Genomic DNA, 20,533 nt, shown 5'->3' with positions numbered 1-20,533 from the left:
TAAAGAAGCTGTCTACGGTGATAATATAAATAAGAGATGAGGCTATTGGAATATATTACAAAAGTCAAATACACGTGTACGGGAAAAATTTTCACGCCTATTTCATTAACTATCAACGTGTTTTCTCAAGTGTCGCTACTCGTCACATAAATTTGTTAAAAAAGTCTTGCAATAGAAACGATTTTTCGTAAGATTCTCTACATTATATGGCATGTCCCGTTCGTCTAGCCAGGTCCAGGACACTGGATTTTCATTCCAGCGACAGGGGTTCGAATCCCCTACGGGACGCCAATTTTTTTAGTTACAACTAAAAGCTCTGCCTTCGGGCAAAACGAGAAAAAATGACACAGATCCACAAAATATGTGCCATTTTTTCGTACTGAAATTAAATTCACCAATCTTTAATTCCTTCGACTAGAACAACTTAGCGAAACCAAATTATTGGCACGCTTTTAGCAATACAATCAGGTGAACTTGAATTGAAAGGACATGAATTAATATGAGTAATCTAATCAAATCTGAATCTAGAGGTGGAATTTTGGAGAACCTGAATTTTGGCAATTGGGATCCTTTTCAAAATTTCAACACCTTGCTAAATGAGCTATCCAATATACAGTCACGAGGACAAAGCCACGCTCTAATTGATATTTACGAAGACGATTCCAATATCTATGCGCAATTGGAACTTCCTGGCATGAAAAAGGAAAATATTAATATCTTTGTGGAAGAAAATACCCTCACCGTTGAGGCGCAAGAAGTATTTGATCAAAAGGATAAGGGGTTCAAACAGCACAAAGAGCGTTCGTTCTCAAACAGTATCCTTCTTCCCGATCATGTTGATAAAGATCGCGTCTCCGCTGAACTAAAAGATGGAATTCTGCACCTAACACTCCCCAGGATGGAATCCAAAAAACCGCGTCGCATTGAAATTAAGTAACAACTTCACCTTAGAAACATATGACAACATTGCTAGAAGAAAAAAGAACGCTAACGCAAACAGCCTTCAGGAAGCCGGACTATGAAGTCATGGCGCATCCCGAGGGAGTTCAGATAAATGTGCACCTTCCGGGTGTCGCTAAGCAAGATATTGAGCTTACGTTAAAAAATAATATTCTTTATCTTAACGCGAATAAATCTAAACCCGCCTCAAATAATTACAGATTGATCCATAAAGAGATTCCTGCGATGGACTATCAATTAAGCCTACGCGTTAATAACAAACTGGATATGGACTCACTTAGGGCTCAGTATAAGGATGGCATTCTGGAAATTAACTTAACCAATTCCAAGGAAAGAAAGTCCAAATCTATTAGAGTCAGTTAGGGTAAAATCACCTCCTTACAAAAACAAAAAAACTCGAAAACAAATCGTTTTCGAGTTTTTTTGTTACTTGAAAATGACTTTACTTGTGGCTTGTGGACGAAGTATGGCTTTGGGAAGGCTCGTTCACGGGGACAATCATACCGTCTGTGGCATCACTTGGCACTTCGGATAATTTTAGTGCTTTACCGTAGACCATCCAACCGCCGTGCATACCCGTCTGGTAGACAGAAAAGCTAAGAAAGAGCGTACCGACAAAGGTTAAAAGCCTTAGGAGCCATGAAACTTTTTTCACGTTTAACATGAACATGGAAACAACGGCTAATAAAGCCACCGCAAAAGAGCCTCGGTAGGTCCAGTGAGCCCATTGAGCGTGCTCGTCTAAGAGGGCTTCTGCAGAGGGATAAGCAGCAAGAAATTGATTTGCGGCATCTTCACCGGCCTGCAATGTGTACTGGGCGGCGACAGCTGCCAGGACTAATACAAATGCTGTCATGCGAGGAAAAAACTTACCGGGAAGTAAGCCTATTAAGGCACACAGGGTTGCCAAAATAATAAGCGCTATAGGAAAGTGTACTAAAGCGGGGTGTAAGGGATCGGGGATTTCAATGTACTTAGTGATCATGTCCATGGCATGGACTTTATAGCACAGGAAAAACTAACGCAAGTAAAATTATCCCTACGGAATCATAGCTCATTTTCAATAATTTGACCTAAGGTTTGGCGCTTGCGAATGAGAATTGGAGTACCATCTTCCCTTAATAAAACTTCGGCCGCTTCTGGGAATGAATTGTAATTCTTAGCGCACATGGCTGAGCAATAGGCGCCAACTGCCCCAATGGCTAATGTATCACCTACTTTTGCCTCAAGCAGCTCTATTGAGGCGATTGTTTCTGGAGTCTCGCCGCAGGTTATTAAATCGCCAGATTCACAACAATGCCCAACAACAACATATTTCTTGTAACTAAACGGTGCTCGCGCTAATTGATCAGTTAACACCATGATCGGGTGATGCGCACCGTACAAGGCAGGACGCATAATTTCCGTGAGGCCAGCGTTTAGTTTAATAAATTCATAACCCTCTTGCCCCGTAGCGACAATGTCATCAATCGTTGTTATTAATACACCGCCACTAGCCACAAGATAAGTTCCTGGCTCGACCTCCAGATGAAGTTGTCGGCCTGTTTCTTCAGCAAAGTTTTCCAGCTTTTGGGTTATAGCGGAACTGATTAAACGGGTATCCACGCTCTTTTCCTCCGGTACGCGCCCCACTTTAAAACCGCCTCCCAAATTCAATATCGTCACCTCAGGAAATTGCCGCACAATATCAAGGCTCATTTCAGCAGCACGTTGCCAAGCTTCTGCCTCTGCTCCGGAACCGATATGGGTGTGAATTCGTACAATTTTCAAACCGTATTTGGCTGCTGTAGCCGCTACATCCTTCCAATTCTCGTACCATATCCCAAAACTCGCGGACGGGCCGCCTACATTTGTCTTACGACTTCCCCCTGAACCAAGACCTGGGTTAAAACGAACTCCCACTTCATGATTCGGACGAATTTTGCCAAATGCCTCTAACTGCCTAAGGGAACAAGCATTAAATAAGATACCTGAATCCAGTAGCGCACTTAAATTCCTGGGAAGCTCCTGGCTGCTCAGGCTAATTTTCTCTCCCTTAATACCCGCCAAAAGCGCACGCTCAGCTTCGAAACCAGAGCTGGCATCGATATGGATTCCCATGCTATCAAATAACCTTAAAATAGCTGCGTTTGGTAAAGCTTTCATGGCATAGCGAACGGTTAAACCGTAAGGGTTATGAAAATCCAGCATAGTCTTTGCGTTGCGCATAAGCTCTGCCTCGCTATAGACAAATAGAGGGGTTTCAAATTCTGACTTCAGAGCCATTAGAACCTCATCTGTGATAAACGGAAATATTACCATTGCCCTGAAAATTGATTTTAGCCTTAATGCTAGACGTAGGTGACTACCAATCAAATAACATTCCTATTCAAATAAACGTTTATACGCAATGGAAATTCATGATATGCGCAAGGAATATTCGGAGAAAGGCCTAAGAAAAACGGCTCTTAAGGCAGATCCTATTCAGCAATTTCAGCAATGGTTCGATGAAGCGGTTAACTCAAACATAGAAGAACCCAATGCCTTTACTCTAGGAACGATCCGTCAGGACAACTTCCCATGCAACCGCACCCTACTCCTGAAGTCTTTCGATTCCCGCGGATTCGTCTTTTACACCAACTATGGTAGCCGAAAAGCACAAGATATTACTCTAAATCCGAATGTTTCTCTTCTATTTCTTTGGCTTCCTTTAAACAGGCAAATTCAAGTTTTAGGGCGTGCCGAAAAGTTGTCATCAGAAGCGTCTGCCTCTTATTTCAAAACAAGGCCACGTGAAAGTCAGATTGGCGCTTGGGCATCTCCTCAAAGCCAGGTTGTCCCTAACCGAGCATTTTTGGATGATCGATTCGATCAATTTGAGCAAAAATTCAAAGATCACCCCATTGATCTTCCTGACAACTGGGGCGGCTATTGCATAACCCCAATTGCTTTTGAATTCTGGCAAGGAAGGAATAAACGCCTCCACGACCGCTTTCAATATCGCTTGGATGATAAAGGCAACTGGATAATTGAGCGTCTAGCACCTTAATTAAAGCCCGCAAAATAGCTGAAAAACAAGAAGACCGCCTCCACAGAGACGGCCTTCTAAAACCTAAAGACAAACTACAAACCTATCTAAATTGAAATTTTCACCAATATGATTGGGTTTATCTATAAGGGTAGACAGCCTTATTCTGACATTCGTTCAAAAAAATTTAAAAAAAAATTGAGCATGTAGCAAAATTTCTTTCTACCGGGTAATTTTCTAAAAAAGAAAAATCGCCCACCTTTTGAGTGAGCGATTATTTCAAAACCTAAAGACAAACTACAAACCAACTTGAAAATTTTAATCTTACTCGTTGACCAGTAGATTCATATAGGTAGACTGCCCTTAATCAGACTTTGTTCAAAAAAATTTAAATAATTTTAAATAAAAACACAAGTCCCTTAACCGCAATAAGTTATAATGAAGAAATTTTGCTGCTTTTATTCAGGTTTACCCAAAAATAGCCCAAACAAAGAACATAAATTTACCTTATCGAAGGAGGAATCTCACCATTTGGTAAATGTTTTGAGAGCACAGGTAGGTGACCAAGTAACGCTGTTTAGTGCCGATAACTGCTTTTGCGAAGGAAATGTGACTGAAATACGTAAACATGCCGCTGTTGTGACAGCAGGCAATATAAAAGCAGTTACCAGACAATATCCTGAAATTACCCTGGCTGTGGCGATTCCTAAAGGAAAAACCATGGAATCCATTATACGCAAGGCAACCGAAATTGGGGCGACCAGGATCATTCCCCTACAAACAGAACGTACCGAGGTTCAATTAAACGCGGAACGTAAAGAAAACAAAGGGCAACGCTGGGAGCACACTGCCATTGAATCCTGCAAGCAATCCGGTAACCTGTGCATACCCCAGATTACTGAGATACAAACCTTTAAGCATTACATAGAGAGCTTATCTGCCTCGATTTCTGATAATGAAGTATGCTTGATGGGGAGTTTGGAAGCGAATAGTGTCCCCTTAAAAAACACCCTCCAAAAATTAGATTTTAAAAACTTGAAACAGTTGATTTTTCTGATTGGGCCAGAGGGCGACTTTACTCCTTCGGAATACGAGATGGCAAGGTCGGTTAACGTTTTACCAGTTCGATTGGCCAAGAATGTGTTGCGGGTAGAAACAGCGGCGCTTTACGCGCTTGCCGCACTGGATTACGAACGGCAAGCGCTTTAGTTTTTACAAAGGCATAACGCTACCTTTATAATAGGGTAATTCACCTCAAAATTACCCCAATGAAGTTAAAGGACAGTACTCTGATTCATTGCCGGAAAGAGGTTGTTTGGGAGCTCTTGAACGACACTCGTACCTGGCACAAATGGAACCCGAAAGTACAAGAAATAGTACCTGTATCCTATGGCTCGAGACGGGAAGGCTATAAATACAAGATTACCTATAAAATGAAGGGTAAAAAATTACCTTCTAATGCGGAAATCGTGTCATACAAACCGCCCGATGAGCTTATAATCGCATGCAACAACCCGGAATTCAATAAAGAGAACGTGGTATATGAAATATACCATATTACAGACCAAGAAGGAGGAACATTACTCACCCAGACAATAGACTTAACCCAGTCCGGCATAAGTCTATTTTGGCAGATGGTTATGTACCTGATCTACCGATTCGGGAAACCCACAGGTATGAAATACCTTCAGCAATTCAAGCGAATCGCTGAAGAAAAAGAGCCCATTGTGGACTAAAAAGCTTATTAGACGGATTGGGCGACCAAGTCGTCTTCCTGAGCATCTTCATTAACAGCTGCTGGTCTTTCCAGTTTCAGCATGTCTTTGATGACCGTGTGGTCATCGAGCTCACTTAGAAGAACGCGGATTTGGTTCACAACCTCCATAGCTGCTTGGCTTTCATCGTGTTTGACACGGCCTAATAATAAAAACTCAGGCGTGACACGGAAAAAGTCTGCTAACTTATGGATAGCTTCTGGAGATGACGGAATACGTCCATTCCTCCATGTACCAATTGTAGAAATCGGATAGCCGACCGCTTTGGCAATATCGTGTAAGGCAACATCATGGTAAGCCATGAGCACACGGAAGCGAAGAGCAAATGTGCGCCTTAATTCTTTATCTTTTTTATTGATTTTCTCTGTGGAATTGATATAATTCATTTGTCTTTTCTAGGATTGACTGTCGTATATTATACACTAAGGAAATTATCTATTACAACATTAAAATTTCTCTTTATGTAAAAAAATGTTACAAATCCCTCTTAATCAAAGACAAAAACATCTCAAAAACTAACCCAATACCCTATTATGATGAACGAAAAACTTGATCAACTGATGAAAGCAAAGGAATGGTTTACTGCCCCTGAAGTAGCAAATCTTATCGGCTCCACGGACGAATTTGTACGACGTGCAATTGAACAAAAACGGATCCTAGGGCACATTTTTGTCAGCGGCAAAAAACGGTTTTACCGCGTAAACAAGAAACATATATTGCTATACCTTTGCGAGACTGCCACTTACAAAAACCACGACTTTCAGTCTAAATTCCTGGCTCTGATTAAAGGTTGCCCCAAAGACATACAACAAGAGATAATGAGGGCGCTGGAATCAAACCGGCCTGAGAATATCTCAAACAATTAAGCGTTTTAATATTATTATGGGAAATATTTTTGGCGAAATCTTTCGTATTACAACATTTGGTGAAAGCCATGGTGGCGGAGTGGGCGTCGTGATAGATGGTTGCCCACCGAATTTACCATTGGAGGCTTTGGAAATACAAAAAGAACTGGATCGTAGGCGTCCTGGGCAAAGCGCTATTACTACTCCCCGTAATGAAGCAGATGAAGTCGTGATTCTGTCCGGCCTATACCAAGGAAAGACCCTGGGCAGCCCGATTGCGATGCTGGTTTATAATAAAGACGCAAGGCCGGAAGCTTATAACGAAATGCGGGATAAATTTAGACCCTCTCATGCCGATTTCACTTACCAAACAAAATATGGGCACCGCAATCCGGAAGGCGGAGGGCGTTCATCAGCAAGAGAGACAATTGGACGGGTTGCCGCTGGTGCAATCGCAAAAAAGATTCTTTCTGTGTCCCACGGTATAGAGATAAGGGCTTATGTGGATCGCGTTTACGATATACAAGCCCTGCCCTTAGACCATTTTCCTACGATAGATGATGTTGAGAAAAACATCATTCGTTGCCCTGATGACGCAGCCGCAGCGAAGATGATTCATTTAATAGAAAAGATGCGCGAAGAGGGGGATTCTGTCGGCGGGGGCGTCCTGTGCCGCGTAAAATCACTACCTGTTGGCTTAGGAGAACCCGTTTTTGATCGCCTTGAAGCTGATTTAGCAAAAGCGATGCTATCTTTACCCGCAACAAAAGCGTTTGAAATAGGTAGTGGGTTTGCGGGAACACATATGAAGGGATCCGAGCATAATGATGCCTTTGAAATGAAGGAAGGCAAAGTGTCCACCAAGACAAATTACTCCGGAGGCATTCAGGGCGGAATTAGCAATGGCGAGGAACTGTATTTTCGAGTCGGGTTTAAGCCAACGGCAACGATTCTTAAGAAACAACAAACCGTGGATTTACACCATAAGGAAACGGAATTGATCGGGCGTGGCCGACATGACCCCTGCGTACTACCGCGTGCCGTTCCCATTGTAGAAGCGATGGCGGCCCTTGTGCTATTAGATCATGTCATGAGAGACAGTGCTCAGTGCCATACATTCGACTTTAGCAACAAGGCATAATGCGACTTGACTTTGCGGGTAAAGAAAATAACGTTAGTAATTTCCCCGAGATTATTGTGCTGGGGTGGCGGAATTGGTAGACGCGCTAGATTCAGGTTCTAGTGTCCGCAAGGACGTGGGGGTTCAAGTCCCCCCTTCAGCACCACTTATAGGAATGCCTCCCCGTGTTTTTCTAATTTTCTTTTCTTCCCTAATAAATTGTACCGCTCTTACCAAAGCTGATTTGATGTCTTTTAGTTTAGCAGGTTTTGTTAAATAGTCATCCATCCCCTCTAATATGCCCTTTTCGCGGTCTGATTTCATGGCGTGGGCAGACAGCGCGATAATATAAATATGCTTCAAGTCCGGATCCGTCTTGATCCTACGGGTTGTTTCATAGCCATCCATAACAGGCATTTGAATATCCATAAGAATAAGGTCTATGTTCTTTTTTTCATTCAAAACGTTAAGGGCATCACTCCCATTAACCGCAAAAGCAGGGTCATAACCTATGCGATGAAGTATCATGCTAGCAACCTTACGATTTACCTTATTGTCATCTATAACGAGAATATTTAAGGGGTAAGCATCTGAAAAAGCTTTACCGATCAAAAAAGGTACCTCTGTATCTTCCCTGGGCGCACGCACAGCCTGAGAAACTTCCATCACAGGCTGAAGCCCCGACTGCGTTACTTTTTGAACGGGCTCCGCGGGCAAAACTTTCTCTTCTACAACGGGAAATATGAACGTAAATGACGAGCCCTTATTAGGAGAGCTTTTTACGGAGATTTCCCCCTCCATCATTTCTACTAATTTTTTACAAATGGCTAACCCTAGACCACTACCGCCATAAGTACGTGTCGTAGAAGAGTCTAACTGCGAGAAGGATTGAAATAATTTGGGGAGCGAATTCGGTGAGATACCTATACCCGTATCTGTTACCGTAAACTCAAGCATCGGGAGCGTTGAACTGTTCGTATTATTGCAATCAACAGAAATCGTTATACTGCCCTTATCGGTAAATTTGATGGCGTTATTAACCAGATTAAGGAGAATTTGGCGAACTCGGCTTTTATCACCCAGAATGACTTCCGGCACATCATCGGTAATCTGACAAGTCAAAGATAGGTTTTTTGATTTGGCGTTTGGGGAGAGGAGTTCTACAACCCCGTGCACTATTTCCTTAACATTAAAGGGATGGTTATCAAGCTCCATTTTCCCAGCCTCAATTTTCGAGAAGTCGAGAATATCATTTAAGATGGTGAGCAAATTTTCACTGCTTCGTGAAATCGTTTCTGCGAATTTGCGTTGTTGATCATCTAACTGGGTGGTTGTCAATAACTCAGAAAAACCAATGATGCCATTTAGTGGCGTGCGAATCTCATGGCTCATCATGGCAAGAAAAGCACTCTTAGCTTGGTCGGCGACTTTTGTTTTTTCAGCAAGCGCTTTTGTTTCGTTGATAGAGTCTTTGAGCCGTTCATTGGTGTCTAGCAACTCGTGATTGAGTTGTTCGGCATAGTTTTTAGCGTTGAGGAGTTTTTCCTTGGAGAGGATACTCTCGGTTCTATCACGAATGATAATTAACGCAGACTCCAAGTCTACATAAGACAAGCGGGCTTCAAAGTATTTCCAGCCGGAAGGCTTTTCCAATTTAAATTCTAGGGTATCGGTACGCTTGTTACGGGAAATTTGAGACAAACAGCCCATGAACTGATCTCTTACCTGGTCTGGGAAATTTTCGCGAATGCTCGAGCCGATTAAGCGGTCATTTGCCTCGAACATGGACTCGTCTCTATTGGCTTTAACATCTAAGAACTTTCCTTGTCGATTGACGTGAATAATCGTGTCTGGAACGGCATTTAAAATAGCAGTATTCTGGGCTTCGCTTTTCATCAAGGCTTCAGCGGCTCTTTTCTTACTTGTGATGTCTTGAGAAAAATACAAAACGGCAACAATCTCGTTATTATGATCTTTGAGAGGGAGCTTTCTGCTTGTCGCAATATATTCCTTGCCGTTAGGGAGGATCATTTTCTCGTTGAGAACTTGTATCGTTTCACCACTCAAGACGCGCATGTCGTCATCTCTGACACCTCTTATTTTTTGGGAAACATCACCATATACAATTTCCGTGGGTATACCTACCTCGACTTCAGTCTTACCAATCAGCTCATCTGTGCTCTTACCAAGAGCCTTGGCAAAACTGGCATTTGCCATAATATAACGGAAGTCACGATCTTTTGCGAAAATCCAGTCTGGTGACGTGTTGATGATGGCATGGTATAACTTCTTGGAATGCTCAACTTCCTTAAGCGCCTTGCTCGTGTTTCGCTCAAAACGCTTTCGCTCCATGCAGATAACACCTAAGAAAAGAGCCCCCGTCATCCCTAAACCGGCGATTGCCCAATTGGCCAAAAAACTATCAATTAACGCTTGGTTCTGTGATACTTTAGCGGCATAAAGCATACAGAATGCAATGATAAGGGACCCTATACTGGCACCGAACCCACCATACCCAATAGCCATCCAGATCAGGAGCGGTGATAACGTAAACGCGATCAACATGCCGGATATCCCGCTACCCGTCATGATATCAAAACTGCTTAGCCCTGCTAGCCCTGCCAGTACACATAGCGTGAGGAACCCAGAAATAGATGCCAATTTATTTTCTTTTGAAAAAAAGTAATCAATAGAGGGTTGAAACGTAAAAACTAACGGCACTAATAAGAGAATGCCCATAGCATCCCCCAACCACCAAGTGTAAATGGCTTTATTGACAAGTGCGAACCCTTCGGATACCGGAGAGAAAAATGCGGCGCCAGAGGCTCCGATAACAGCCGAAGCAAACGAAGTAAAGAAGACGCCTACTACTACAAAACCAACTAAGTGCTGAGAATCCTCAATTGTTTTCTTTATGTAAAAGTATTTTTTAAGCAGTATGACAGAAAGTAAGATAGAGCCAGTATTGCCTACGGCTGCCGTAATAGAAAAACCCCAAGACTGGCTAATGGCAAAATTAACAGCCAAAGAGCCCAAAAAAACACCCGGCCATAAATTATAACCGAAATAGAGTAAGGCTCCAAGGGCGAGACCCGCGGGCAACCAAACAGGTGTGATGCCTGCATCTAATGGTGCAAATGCTAAGCCATATTTGCCTAAGAAAAAATAGCCAACGGCAAGCACCAGTATTTTTACTAGAACAGTTCCTGAAAAGAAGGGTGCCTTTGCCCTAAGTAGCTTTCGTTTCATGGGGTAACAATTGCTATACTAATTTTCATTACTTTATAGTTCAAGCTTAAGTTTTTTTCCCTCGAAAGTTGCTCTTTTATTTAGCTTGTTCCCGTTGTGGAGAGTTTTTTATGATATAGCTATGAATACCCCACTAAAAACCCCGCCTCAAAGTCCTGACAAAGTTAAAAAAATAAATTTTAAGATCATCACTGAAGAGGGTGAAAAAAACGAACTCCTCTCCCCGCGCTCCCTAAAAAACCTGAAAGGGGAATATGACCAACGAAATGAAATCGGTTACTCCAAGGGTCAATTTCTATACGCTAGCCTAACGAATACTTTGAATGATAAAGATGAGGGCAATGGGCGCGTTGAATTGTGCCAGAAGTGGATCAAGCACAATTTCAATATCATGATCAATCTTAACACCGACTATAACGATCCTTTGTTGAAGTCATTAAAAAATCTTACCTTGAAAAAGGGAAAGGTTGAAGACAACGATTTAAACGATATCGCCGATAAGGAATGGGAAGTCAGTAAAACCAAGCCTAAAGATCGTTCCGAGAAGATGCTAAAGGAATGGGGTATTGTTGTAATTGATGCCTTTAAGGAAGAAAACGATTACGTCAAAGAATGGGAAGAATTCAACCAAGAGAGCATACAACTTGAGCTTGGGAAAAAACTCTTTGAGTCCATTACACGTAATGAAAAGCCGGTTTTATTAAGTGACGCCCTTAAAAAATTACTGAAGAATTTGAGCGAGCAAAAGCACCTTATCCAAATGGCGCATGAGGAGTTTATCCTATCCGTACCAAACAATGACAAAAATTAATAATCAGCAACTTGTGAGATTTGCTATTGTTTCTGAAATTCTTTTTCGGGTAAGATTTCTAACATGCTTACCACAACTACCCCAAAAAATGATGGCAACCTGAAAACGGTTGAAAAGAAAATCGAGAATCTCAACTCAAACTCCGAAAACAAGGAGGGGGAGTTCAAAGATAATATGGCGTTAAAACCTCGCAAGCTAGAGGATTTAACTAAACAAAATGAAGAGAATAATGTTTCGAGTAGTTATATTCGTGGCACAATTAATTTCGTTTCTCTTGGCTACGTTTCACACACGAATGTTGACCGCTTTACAGAATTTCAAACATGGGTGAAGGATAATTTTAATATCTTAATAGATAAAAATGCCCAGTACTCCGATCCTTTACTAAAAGCTTTGCAAAAGTTTTGTTTATCTCAGGTAAACTCGAGCGAGAAGGAGCTTAAGTATTTCTTGGAACTCGAATCTAAGTTCGCCAATTCAAAATTAGAGAATCTCTCTAAGGAAACTCTGCAGGACTGGGGTAAAGTGGTGCTAGATCTATTGATGGGCGACCCAGAGAAAACCAAGCTAAAGAATGATGACAAGCTCATTCCCTTTGGTGAAGCCATTTTTAATACTATTACAGAAAACGAGAGCGTAAAAACACTGGGTGACGCTTTAAAACATGTTCCTCTCACAAAAATGAAGGAGGAACTAAAGCCATTCAATGAGAGCCTTAGCAAAAGGATAGGTGAGCGTTTAATAGAAGCAGGCGAAAGCAAAAAGCTACCCCATTCCTATATGCTATACTTAAAATCAAATGTTGAATCCAAAAGAGGATTGGAGGAAAACTTTATTACGTACGCAAATGAGCAAAAAATCGATCTAGTCTCTGCGCTTGATAAATATGTCGAGGACAGAATCAACCGAGTAGAGGAAAGTGTCTTAAAAGATATTGAGTTTAGCTATGGCAGTAAAGAAGAGGCGCTAAAGGTCTTGAAATACATGGATGAAAACAAACTTAACTTTAAAGATCTATATTATATAAGGGAATCGGATCAAGAGCCTATATTCCTTACGCCAAACATTTTAGAATTCCTGAAGGACGATTCAGCCAAAAAATTTATAGATGGCTATGCTAGCAAAGAAGAGGCTATAGACGCATTATTATGCCTGGAAAAATACAAGCTCAACTTTGATGACCTTTGTTTTAACAGCCAGCTGGATAATAAGCCAATATACCTTACGGCCAGCATGTTAAAGTTTTTCAGAAATAATATATCTAAGGAGTTTGCACTAACTGACCCTGATAAATGGAGCAATTCGCTAAGAGAGGTATTTCTTGAATCCATTGATGAGGATAAAGGCATGAATAGAGATTGCAAAAAGTATGCGAAAGAAAATTTCGTTAACCAGATACTCTTTAATAAATTCTTTTCTTACAACATTGAAGGGATAACAGATGTCAACATTCCGAATGCCATTCAGCAATACATAAATAGCATCATTAATGAAGCAAAAGAATCCTTTGAAAATCTGTCCCCAAAGAGCGAATTAAAAATTGTAGAGATGAAGGATCTCAATGTGAGCGTGAATGAGGAGGAGGAAGAAGAATCCCTGCTATCCACAAATTAGCACACCATACAACTTGCCATTAACAATAAAAAAAGCTCTCCTTTCTAAAGGGAGGGCTTTTTGTTTACCGGCGTGCTGCTTTAAGAAACAAACTTATTCCCAAGATAAGGAACACTATATTGGGAAGCCAGACAAGTAGATCAGGACGCAAGTGTGGTTTCGTGTTAAACCACGTCATCACGATCATTAAAAAGTAGTAGCTCAACGCGAGCCCGAGGGCGATCGCTATATTGAAGTAAGTTTCCGAGCGGCTTGTTTTAAGTGCCAGTGGGATGGCGATAATCATAAGGGGAATAACAGAAAAGGCCATTGCCAGGTTCTTTTGTATCTGAAGCTGGGTTTTGATTCTTTCGGTATAGCGCCCCTGCTCCGCCAGCATTTCCCTGTGTTCTATTAATTCAGGTAATGTCATCATAGAGAGCTTTTTCTCTGAACGAGCAGCCGCAAAAATCGCATCAAGGGGGAGTTGAATGGTTAACTCTTTAAAAAAGACTGTCAGCAAAGCATTACTCTGAGGGTCTTCCGGGTCTTTATCTGATTTTTTCTCACCGCTACCGTTATAAAGGGTTAAAATAAGGGCATTGGCTTTTTCATCGTATTTAAAATTGCCCTCTCTGGCTTTTACGAAAAGCTTTACGCGATTTTGTTCATCAAGCTCCCATATCCAGAAATCCGAAACTTTATCCTTTTCCCTAGAGCCTAAAAAAAGGACATAACCGGGAAACTGCTTTACAAAGGAATTGGGTTGAATAAACCGGAGGGGGTTTTCCTGGACCGCCATCGCAATACCACTACGATAATCCGATTTCGCCTTTGGCCCGTAATAAAAGTTGATCCATAGCGCGATACAAGCTCCCAGCATAGCCAAGAGAAATATTGGATAGGATATGGAATATAAACTAATGCCTGCGGAACGAATGGCTGTTAACTCGTTTTGTGAGGACATTCTGCCCAAAACCAGTAGCACGGCGGTTAAAAAACCTAAAGGCAATGCGTATGCAAACACATAGGGCAACAATGTAACTAATAGCTTAAAGAAAGCGATCCAGGGCAATTGCCCCGCGGCGACTAACCCAACAGCCCCTCGTAAAGCATTCCCCACGACTAATACAAAAACGTATAGGCCAATAGAAAGCAGTGCCGCAATGAGCACTTGACTTAAAATATACCGGTGAACGACTTTCATGCTTGATTGTTACTTATGACGCTTTAAGGATAATAATCTACAATGAATACGATGCAAGAAGCAACACAAGAGGAAGTTCTTTCCCTATTCCGTAAAAGTGGCGCGTTACTCCAAGGTCATTTTATTTTAAGATCCGGCCTGCGAAGTGCTTACTTCTTTCAATGCGCACGTGTCTGTGAGGACTTAGCAGCTGTTACCCGCCTAGCAACCATGCTTATTGATAAACTTGACAACGTTGATTGCGAAACCGTTGTTGCCCCGGCAATGGGCGCGCTCTGTCTCGGTCAAGAAGTGGCTCGCCAACTTGGAAAGCGCTTTATTTTCCTGGATAAAATAGATGGCAAATTAGAACTGCGCCGTGGATTTAAGTTTAAACCGGGAGAAAAAGTCTTAATCGTAGAAGACGTTATCACCAAGGGTGGCCGAGTACAGGAATCTCTTGATGTCACTCGCCAACATGCTGCCGATCCTGTGGCAGTCACCGTTTTGGTAGACAGAAGCCAAGGGCAAGCACGCTTTGATGTCCCTTTAGTTTCCTTGCTAGAAATGTCTTTCCCTGTCTACGAGCCCGATAATTTACCCGAAGAGCTCAAAAACATCCCCGCAATCAAACCGGGAAGTTAACTTCCTATCTTGTAGCTACGCTTCTTATGCTTCGCCAAAGAATCTTTTAATTCATTTGCGAGCATAGGAATCTTGTCGTCATCCAACTCGACAAACAAATACAAGCGGCCATCCTCTAATGATTGATCCATACGCCTAAACCCTATGGGATGCCCGTCTACAAGCAAAATGAGGTTTTTGCCCCGTTCACTCACAGAGAGTTTATTAAGGGTTTTAGCCCCTTTATCATTAAACTGAAACAAAAGACAATAGCCGATATCCACCTCCGCCAAAGCGACATCGGTAACATCTCCCTCAAACAAAATGGGCTGAGGAAAAACGGAAAACACTAAATCGCTTTCCGGCATTTGCACAGACTTTGCCCATCGAGTCGGAAGGCTTGCGCTGGATTCCGTATAAAAGCGCATGGTATGTGCCGGCTCATTTTTCTTTTCACAACCCGTCACCAAGGTCACCAGTGCTAATAACATAGCCCAGATTAGTAAAGATTTTGAGTTTTTAAAAAAGCAGGGAATAGTTCTATCGCAAGACATGATCGAGCTGTTCTTTAATTTTCTCAATATCCTCTACAGAAAAATCTTTTAAAGGAACCACATATTCTTTTTTAGTAGGAACGTGAACGTAGGTTAGAAAATCCTCAGTGGCCTCCCCTACTCTTTTGAGAATGCGTTTACGCTCGAGCATGAGGCCGAGTAGTTGTTTTAAAATGTCTCGTTCATTTTCCGGGAGCACAGCAGTGTCCGCATCTTGATACAAAGAAAGAAACAGTTCTTCAGTAGACTGCAGCATATTTTGCTTTTCGGCCTTATCCTCTGCCTCTTTCTCCTTTAAAACACGCGTCCAACGCGCAATCACCTGATCTTCTGAAATATCCGTAGGAAGCACTTCTTGGTCATGAATATCTATACGGTGCATAATACCATCATTACCCATGTAAATAATCGACAAAATGCGCTCCCCGGGAAGAAATGCCTTTCCGGTACTCGTGTTTTTGCGCGAATGCGGCTTTAGTGACCAATTGTTCATATCTTACAGATTAATAAAATGGCCTATTACGGGAGATTTCACAATCGTTTTTTCAAGCTTTTTTTGCTATGAGTAATGGTTGAATATGCCCAGAACTATTATTATAGGTGATGTGCACGGCTGTGCGCTTGAATTGGCAGATCTCTTAAATAAGGTAAAATTAAGAGGGGATGATAAATTGGTTTTTATTGGAGACCTCATTAACCGAGGCCCGGATACCGCAGGCGTATTCCGAATCGTCCATAATCTGCAATATCAGAAAAAATTTATATTAGGAAACCATGAATTGCGTTTATTAAATTATCGCAAAAAGAAAAAGGGCTCCATCCTCAAAGCGTATGACAAACCCACTGTAAAAATCCTTACCCCAAAGGATTGGGAACTTATGGAAAACATGGTGCCCTATGTTTACAAAAAGAAGCATGATACCCTCATTATCCACGGCGGCCTTCTGCCCAAAATACCCTGGAAGAATCAAAGCATTAAAGACATAACCCGAATACAGGTAATCGACAAAAAGGGTAAGGGTCACAAACGAAGCGAGTGCTGGAAGGGAACTCCATGGGCTAAGCTATGGGCAGGGCCTCCATTTGTGATTTACGGGCATACCCCATACAAGCAAGTCCACCACGATCTCTGGGCTATGGGTATTGATACCGGTTGCGTTTATGGGGGCTATTTGACAGCATACATTTTACCGGAAAAGGAAATCATACAAATTCCGGCTCGCAAGACTTACCATATAAACAAAGGATTACTGTAATGATACCCCTAGGATACTCCCCCGATACGATTGCCCACTCTGCCCTCTTACTTGTCGATATACAGGAGATTTTTAAGGACATTGTACCTCATTATGAAGACATCGTAAAACGGTCCTGCCTAGCAATAGAATGTGCTTCTTTGCTTAACATTCCTATCATATACACAGAACAAAACCCTCGTAAACTGGGTAAAACGGATAAACGCATACTGGAACTGTTAACAGCAGAGGACACTTATACCGCCAAAATGGCTTTTTCTGCCTGTGCACCTTCTGAAATCAAGGAATGGTTAAAGGAGCATAATATCTCACGCCTTTATGTCGGCGGGCTGGAGGCAAGTGTCTGTGTATTCCAAACCTGTAACGAAGCCATTGACGGTTTTTACGAGGTGGTACTATTGCGCGATTGTATTGGCGGGCGCAGAGAAGCGGATACGGCTGCTATTATAAACTACTTTTCCCACCGGTTTATTCCGCTCTTGCCCGTAGAAACTATTTTCTATAGCCTCATAAGTTCCGCAGAACACCCTGCTTTCAAGCAATTTGTTAATATTATTAAAAAATATAGCTGAAAATAATCAGTAAACATTTTTATTTGTCATGCGAGGCCTACCACTCAATCACTCTCACAAAACGCTGTCGCCAGAATGTTATTCATTAGAAGACCTTCTACAGCAGCCGCTTGAGGATTTGGAAAGTTTGACAAAGGATCGGCTGGAAATGACTCCACCCCATATCATCGCTTCCTTTCTGGAACGATTGGATGTTGATGAACGTCGCACTATTTTAAGAAAACTTTCCGTAGAGCACGCTTCTGAAATCCTTTCGGAAATGGACGCAGAGGACTCCGCCGAAGTTATCGCGGCGATGCGAGAGTGGCGTGCTTTGAAAATCTTAGAAGAGTTTGAGCCCGATGACGCCACAGACCTTATGTACGAGCTTAAGGAGGATGACCGCGCTCGTATTTTAAACAAATTGAGCCAAAAGATGGCTCAGGATGTCCGCAAGCTCCTCACTTATCATCCTAATACAGCCGGTGGAGTAATGACGCCTTATTTCATGTATGTGCATCCTGACATGCATGTAGATGAAGCTATCCATCATATACGCAAACTAAAGGATGAATTTGACCACACAAGCTATGTTTACGCCATCGATACTGCCGGAAAACTAAAGGGTGTGATGACGTTGAGGGCCTTGATTCTGGCCAAACCGGATCAGAAAATCGTAGATATCATGTCTACTGACATTGAGGGCATTTGCCATCCTTTTGAGGACAGTGAGAAGATTGCACTTAAAATGGCGGAACTCAATTTCCACGCCTTGCCGGTTGTCGACAGCGAAGGCCGTATTCTTGGCATTGTTGAGCACGATGATGTAATCGATATTATCCAAAACGAGGCTACGGAAGACTTCCAAAAGATCGTGGGTGCGGGTCCAGATGAAACGATCCATGACTCGGTAGCGTTTAGCGTAAAACGCCGTTTCCCTTGGCTGCTGGTTAATTTAGCCACCGCGTCAACGGCATCTTGGGTGGTATCTCTCTTTCAAGGGTCTATACAACAGCTTCCCCTCTTAGCTGTTTTTATCCCCCTAATGGCAAGCCTTGGAGGTAACACGGGGGCTCAAACACTGGCCGTTGCCATTCGCAGCATTGCTCTGGGCCATGTTGAGACATCTGATAATATGTCAATTTTCATCAGTGAAGCCCTTAAAGGGTTGGTTAACGGGTTGTTTATTGGGTTGATTGGTGGAGCCGTTGCTTTATTTATGTCGAGAGATCTCTCCCTGTCTTTCGTTATTTTTTCTTCGCTTATGATCACTATGTTGATCGCAGGCTCCATCGGCGCCATCGTGCCTCTTTTACTGAAACACCTACACCTAGACCCCGCTCAAAGCTCCTCGATTTTCTTAACGGCCATCAATGACAGTTGCAGTAGTCTTATTTTCCTGTCGATTGGCACCTGGGTGTTATTAGGATAAATTTAATAAACAATGACAGTAGACGAATTAAAAAAAATCCCTGAGGGCGAAAAGCAATCGTTCCAAGCCACGTTAATCGTAAAAAAGATCGCCGCCAAGGTCGCTCGTAATGGTACCGACTTCTTAATGGTAGAGCTGGGTGATAAAACAGGCAGTTTTGGCGTTACTTGTTTTAGCGACACCCGCGAATTCGAATATTTCAAACAGGCCAAGGATGGCAGCATTGTCTCCATAGAGGGCGTATCAGATCATTATCAAAGCCGTTTTAGCCCGAAAATACAAAAGATAGTAGAGATAACAGCAGAGGAAGCGAACCAAAGTGGCGCCATCGGCAATCTTGTCGAGGTATCCACAGAAGAACCGTCTGCGCTATGGGCAGAGTTAGATAGCTACGTAAACAAAATCAAGAATCCTGAATTGCGTTTAACGGTTCAAACCGCCCTGGAATCCATCAAAGATGATTTCATCAACTGGCCGGCCGCGATTGCCATGCACCATGCGTATCGTCATGGCCTACTCGAGCACACCGTCCACGTCACCAGAGCTGCCGTTGTCCTACTCCCGCTATATCCTGAGGTTGACCCTGATCTTGCCATCGCGGGCGCCATCTTACACGATATCGGAAAAGTAGTTGAATACGAAGGTCATTTCAGCACAAAAAAAAGCAAAACCGGTCTCCTCCAGGGGCACGTCGTCCTGGGCTACCGCATGGTTCGCAAAGCGGGCATGCAAGCAAAACTTAACCAAGACATCCTGGAACGCCTAGAGCACATCATCCTCAGCCACCAGGGCGAGCTCGAATGGGGCGCCGCTGTCATGGCCGCCACTCCGGAAGCCGTTTTCGTCTCCATGGCAGATAACCTGGATGCCAAAATGGGCATGGTACAACGCGCCCTCAGGCGTAAGAACGAAATGGATACATTCTCAGAGTACATCCCCGGCCTCAAGGCTCCGGTCTTGCTGGAGGGGGTGTAAGAAAAAAACTTCTCTCGCCTATCCTTCATAAACATCTTTCCGGTGCTCAATCGCCGCGATCACAATCAGCTGCTCTTCCGGCTCAATACGGTAAACAACGCGATAGTCGCTCACGCATAACCGCCTATGCCCTTGCAAGCTATAGCGCAGGGGTTTCCCAAAAAAAACAGGATCAATTATCAACCGTTCTTCGATCGCTTTCTTGATTAAGCGGCGCACGGATGTCCCTAATCTCGGAATGTCTTCTTTTAGGACAGCTTCCAGATACTCAACAGTGTAATTACTCTCCCCAGACATCTTTGTGAGAAAGGCGTTTCTTGCTTGTTGCGGAACGTTCTTTCGCAACTCGGCTCAACCAAAAATCTTCCCTCCGTTCCAAAGATTCCATAATCAATTCCTTCGCAAGGCTCGATACGGACTGCGACCGCCGCTTCGCCAAAAGGGAAAGCTCTTTCTCCACTTCTTTTTCTAATGTAATGTTTAATCTCGGTTTAGTCGTTGCCATGTTTCTTGTATCTCTCTTTCCTTATAACTCGAGTGTAACACTTTTACATCACTTAGTCAAGAGGGGATATTTAAGTAATAGGAAGAAGGC

At 42.7% G+C, this 20,533-nt stretch carries 23 protein-coding genes, 2 tRNA genes and 1 pseudogene; 18 read left to right on the top strand and 8 right to left on the bottom strand.

The annotated features are described in order from the left end of the window. The first annotated feature begins 213 nt into the window (after positions 1-213). The 3 genes from AUJ82_05140 (at position 214) to AUJ82_05130 (ending at position 1,323) form a co-directional block, all read left to right on the top strand. Positions 214-291, top strand: a tRNA-Glu gene (locus tag AUJ82_05140). A 208-nt stretch (positions 292-499) separates the two neighbouring features. Beyond that, the gene (locus AUJ82_05135) at positions 500-937 is read left to right on the top strand and encodes a hypothetical protein (protein ID OIO59618.1); all 438 of its coding nucleotides are present in this window, start codon (positions 500-502) and stop codon (positions 935-937) included. A 20-nt stretch (positions 938-957) separates the two neighbouring features. Beyond that, entirely contained in the window at positions 958-1,323 is a 366-nt protein-coding gene (locus tag AUJ82_05130; GenBank protein OIO59617.1) for a hypothetical protein, read from the top strand. 79 nt (positions 1,324-1,402) lie between these two features. Here the strand turns inward: AUJ82_05130 and AUJ82_05125 are convergent, their stop codons facing one another. Next, positions 1,403-1,951 carry a hypothetical protein gene (locus AUJ82_05125; GenBank protein ID OIO59616.1) on the bottom strand — a complete coding sequence of 183 codons (549 nt, stop codon included), beginning with the start codon at positions 1,949-1,951 and terminating at the stop codon, positions 1,403-1,405. A 56-nt stretch (positions 1,952-2,007) separates the two neighbouring features. Then, positions 2,008-3,261, bottom strand: a complete 1,254-nt coding sequence (locus tag AUJ82_05120) for a diaminopimelate decarboxylase (GenBank protein OIO59615.1) — start codon at positions 3,259-3,261, stop codon at positions 2,008-2,010. 88 nt (positions 3,262-3,349) lie between these two features. Between AUJ82_05120 and AUJ82_05115 the strand changes: the two genes are divergently transcribed. From AUJ82_05115 to AUJ82_05105, 3 genes and pseudogenes are all read left to right on the top strand, one after another. Continuing rightward, positions 3,350-3,988, top strand: coding sequence for a pyridoxamine 5'-phosphate oxidase (locus tag AUJ82_05115; GenBank protein ID OIO59614.1), 639 nt, complete (start codon positions 3,350-3,352; stop codon positions 3,986-3,988). A gap of 483 nt (positions 3,989-4,471) precedes the next feature. Continuing rightward, positions 4,472-5,176, top strand: a pseudogene (locus tag AUJ82_05110) (hypothetical protein). Positions 5,177-5,235: 59 nt separating this feature from the next. After that, complete coding sequence (locus tag AUJ82_05105) at positions 5,236-5,703, top strand: hypothetical protein (GenBank protein ID OIO59613.1); 468 nt, start codon at positions 5,236-5,238, stop codon at positions 5,701-5,703. An 8-nt stretch (positions 5,704-5,711) separates the two neighbouring features. Here AUJ82_05105 and AUJ82_05100 read toward each other — a convergent pair whose 3' ends face one another. After that, positions 5,712-6,128 (bottom strand): hypothetical protein, encoded by a 417-nt coding sequence (locus tag AUJ82_05100; GenBank protein OIO59612.1) that lies wholly within the window; start codon positions 6,126-6,128, stop codon positions 5,712-5,714. Between the two features lie 147 nt (positions 6,129-6,275). Here AUJ82_05100 and AUJ82_05095 point away from each other — a divergent pair, with 147 nt between their 5' ends. From AUJ82_05095 to AUJ82_05065, 7 genes are all read left to right on the top strand, one after another. Then, positions 6,276-6,608 carry a hypothetical protein gene (locus AUJ82_05095; GenBank protein OIO59611.1) on the top strand — a complete coding sequence of 111 codons (333 nt, stop codon included), beginning with the start codon at positions 6,276-6,278 and terminating at the stop codon, positions 6,606-6,608. Positions 6,609-6,624: 16 nt separating this feature from the next. Then, positions 6,625-7,728: a chorismate synthase gene (locus AUJ82_05090; protein OIO59610.1), complete on the top strand. Its 1,104-nt coding sequence runs from the start codon at positions 6,625-6,627 to the stop codon at positions 7,726-7,728. Positions 7,729-7,786: 58 nt separating this feature from the next. Beyond that, positions 7,787-7,873: transfer RNA gene (locus AUJ82_05085), tRNA-Leu, on the top strand. A gap of 1,802 nt (positions 7,874-9,675) precedes the next feature. Beyond that, positions 9,676-9,969 (top strand): hypothetical protein, encoded by a 294-nt coding sequence (locus AUJ82_05080; GenBank protein OIO59609.1) that lies wholly within the window; start codon positions 9,676-9,678, stop codon positions 9,967-9,969. 214 nt (positions 9,970-10,183) lie between these two features. Beyond that, on the top strand, positions 10,184-10,393 hold the full coding sequence (locus tag AUJ82_05075; protein OIO59608.1) for a hypothetical protein: 210 nt from the start codon (positions 10,184-10,186) through the stop codon (positions 10,391-10,393). 684 nt (positions 10,394-11,077) lie between these two features. Continuing rightward, entirely contained in the window at positions 11,078-11,767 is a 690-nt protein-coding gene (locus AUJ82_05070; protein OIO59607.1) for a hypothetical protein, read from the top strand. A 63-nt stretch (positions 11,768-11,830) separates the two neighbouring features. Further along, positions 11,831-13,381: a hypothetical protein gene (locus tag AUJ82_05065; protein OIO59606.1), complete on the top strand. Its 1,551-nt coding sequence runs from the start codon at positions 11,831-11,833 to the stop codon at positions 13,379-13,381. 64 nt (positions 13,382-13,445) lie between these two features. Here AUJ82_05065 and AUJ82_05060 read toward each other — a convergent pair whose 3' ends face one another. After that, positions 13,446-14,567, bottom strand: coding sequence for a hypothetical protein (locus AUJ82_05060; protein OIO59605.1), 1,122 nt, complete (start codon positions 14,565-14,567; stop codon positions 13,446-13,448). Positions 14,568-14,609: 42 nt separating this feature from the next. Between AUJ82_05060 and AUJ82_05055 the strand changes: the two genes are divergently transcribed. Then, positions 14,610-15,191, top strand: a complete 582-nt coding sequence (locus AUJ82_05055; protein ID OIO59604.1) for an orotate phosphoribosyltransferase — start codon at positions 14,610-14,612, stop codon at positions 15,189-15,191. On the opposite strand, the gene AUJ82_05050 is transcribed toward AUJ82_05055, so the two are convergent. Next, positions 15,188-15,661 (bottom strand): hypothetical protein, encoded by a 474-nt coding sequence (locus AUJ82_05050; GenBank protein ID OIO59603.1) that lies wholly within the window; start codon positions 15,659-15,661, stop codon positions 15,188-15,190. The genes AUJ82_05055 and AUJ82_05050 overlap by 4 nt on opposite strands. A 49-nt stretch (positions 15,662-15,710) precedes the next feature. After that, the gene (locus tag AUJ82_05045; GenBank protein ID OIO59602.1) at positions 15,711-16,217 is read right to left on the bottom strand and encodes a hypothetical protein; all 507 of its coding nucleotides are present in this window, start codon (positions 16,215-16,217) and stop codon (positions 15,711-15,713) included. A gap of 79 nt (positions 16,218-16,296) precedes the next feature. Here AUJ82_05045 and AUJ82_05040 point away from each other — a divergent pair, with 79 nt between their 5' ends. Genes AUJ82_05040 through AUJ82_05025 form a run of 4 tightly spaced genes read left to right on the top strand, consistent with a single transcriptional unit; the run spans position 16,297 to position 19,938 of the window. Continuing rightward, positions 16,297-16,980, top strand: coding sequence for a hypothetical protein (locus AUJ82_05040; GenBank protein ID OIO59601.1), 684 nt, complete (start codon positions 16,297-16,299; stop codon positions 16,978-16,980). Then, a complete protein-coding gene (locus AUJ82_05035) occupies positions 16,980-17,552 on the top strand; it encodes a hypothetical protein (GenBank protein OIO59600.1) in 573 nt (190 codons plus the stop codon). Before AUJ82_05040 ends, AUJ82_05035 begins: the two co-directional genes overlap by 1 nt. Before the next feature lie 28 nt (positions 17,553-17,580). Beyond that, positions 17,581-18,963 carry a magnesium transporter gene (locus AUJ82_05030; GenBank protein ID OIO59599.1) on the top strand — a complete coding sequence of 461 codons (1,383 nt, stop codon included), beginning with the start codon at positions 17,581-17,583 and terminating at the stop codon, positions 18,961-18,963. Between the two features lie 12 nt (positions 18,964-18,975). Further along, complete coding sequence (locus AUJ82_05025; GenBank protein OIO59598.1) at positions 18,976-19,938, top strand: phosphohydrolase; 963 nt, start codon at positions 18,976-18,978, stop codon at positions 19,936-19,938. Positions 19,939-19,956: 18 nt separating this feature from the next. Here the strand turns inward: AUJ82_05025 and AUJ82_05020 are convergent, their stop codons facing one another. Together AUJ82_05020 and AUJ82_05015 are read right to left on the bottom strand one after the other, a co-directional pair. Then, the gene (locus AUJ82_05020; GenBank protein ID OIO59597.1) at positions 19,957-20,235 is read right to left on the bottom strand and encodes an addiction module antitoxin RelB; all 279 of its coding nucleotides are present in this window, start codon (positions 20,233-20,235) and stop codon (positions 19,957-19,959) included. Continuing rightward, a complete protein-coding gene (locus AUJ82_05015) occupies positions 20,219-20,443 on the bottom strand; it encodes a hypothetical protein (protein ID OIO59596.1) in 225 nt (74 codons plus the stop codon). The genes AUJ82_05020 and AUJ82_05015 overlap by 17 nt, the downstream gene beginning before the upstream one ends. Positions 20,444-20,533 lie beyond the last annotated feature (90 nt).

Source organism: Verrucomicrobia bacterium CG1_02_43_26 (genome assembly GCA_001872735.1).
Classification (GTDB): domain Bacteria; phylum Verrucomicrobiota; class Verrucomicrobiia; order Opitutales; family CG1-02-43-26; genus CG1-02-43-26.
This window is presented reverse-complemented; position numbering and strand designations above follow the sequence as displayed.

Coding starts and splice junctions, on each gene's coding strand:
- AUJ82_05135 (OIO59618.1), top strand. CDS start 500: ATGAGTAATCTAATCAAATCTGAATCTAGAGGTGGAATTTTGGAGAAC.
- AUJ82_05130 (OIO59617.1), top strand. CDS start 958: ATGACAACATTGCTAGAAGAAAAAAGAACGCTAACGCAAACAGCCTTC.
- AUJ82_05125 (OIO59616.1), bottom strand. CDS start 1,951: ATGGACATGATCACTAAGTACATTGAAATCCCCGATCCCTTACACCCC.
- AUJ82_05120 (OIO59615.1), bottom strand. CDS start 3,261: ATGGTAATATTTCCGTTTATCACAGATGAGGTTCTAATGGCTCTGAAG.
- AUJ82_05115 (OIO59614.1), top strand. CDS start 3,350: ATGGAAATTCATGATATGCGCAAGGAATATTCGGAGAAAGGCCTAAGA.
- AUJ82_05105 (OIO59613.1), top strand. CDS start 5,236: ATGAAGTTAAAGGACAGTACTCTGATTCATTGCCGGAAAGAGGTTGTT.
- AUJ82_05100 (OIO59612.1), bottom strand. CDS start 6,128: ATGAATTATATCAATTCCACAGAGAAAATCAATAAAAAAGATAAAGAA.
- AUJ82_05095 (OIO59611.1), top strand. CDS start 6,276: ATGATGAACGAAAAACTTGATCAACTGATGAAAGCAAAGGAATGGTTT.
- AUJ82_05090 (OIO59610.1), top strand. CDS start 6,625: ATGGGAAATATTTTTGGCGAAATCTTTCGTATTACAACATTTGGTGAA.
- AUJ82_05080 (OIO59609.1), top strand. CDS start 9,676: ATGATCTTTGAGAGGGAGCTTTCTGCTTGTCGCAATATATTCCTTGCC.
- AUJ82_05075 (OIO59608.1), top strand. CDS start 10,184: ATGATAAGGGACCCTATACTGGCACCGAACCCACCATACCCAATAGCC.
- AUJ82_05070 (OIO59607.1), top strand. CDS start 11,078: ATGAATACCCCACTAAAAACCCCGCCTCAAAGTCCTGACAAAGTTAAA.
- AUJ82_05065 (OIO59606.1), top strand. CDS start 11,831: ATGCTTACCACAACTACCCCAAAAAATGATGGCAACCTGAAAACGGTT.
- AUJ82_05060 (OIO59605.1), bottom strand. CDS start 14,567: ATGAAAGTCGTTCACCGGTATATTTTAAGTCAAGTGCTCATTGCGGCA.
- AUJ82_05055 (OIO59604.1), top strand. CDS start 14,610: ATGAATACGATGCAAGAAGCAACACAAGAGGAAGTTCTTTCCCTATTC.
- AUJ82_05050 (OIO59603.1), bottom strand. CDS start 15,661: ATGTTATTAGCACTGGTGACCTTGGTGACGGGTTGTGAAAAGAAAAAT.
- AUJ82_05045 (OIO59602.1), bottom strand. CDS start 16,217: ATGAACAATTGGTCACTAAAGCCGCATTCGCGCAAAAACACGAGTACC.
- AUJ82_05035 (OIO59600.1), top strand. CDS start 16,980: ATGATACCCCTAGGATACTCCCCCGATACGATTGCCCACTCTGCCCTC.
- AUJ82_05030 (OIO59599.1), top strand. CDS start 17,581: ATGCGAGGCCTACCACTCAATCACTCTCACAAAACGCTGTCGCCAGAA.
- AUJ82_05025 (OIO59598.1), top strand. CDS start 18,976: ATGACAGTAGACGAATTAAAAAAAATCCCTGAGGGCGAAAAGCAATCG.
- AUJ82_05020 (OIO59597.1), bottom strand. CDS start 20,235: ATGTCTGGGGAGAGTAATTACACTGTTGAGTATCTGGAAGCTGTCCTA.
- AUJ82_05015 (OIO59596.1), bottom strand. CDS start 20,443: ATGGCAACGACTAAACCGAGATTAAACATTACATTAGAAAAAGAAGTG.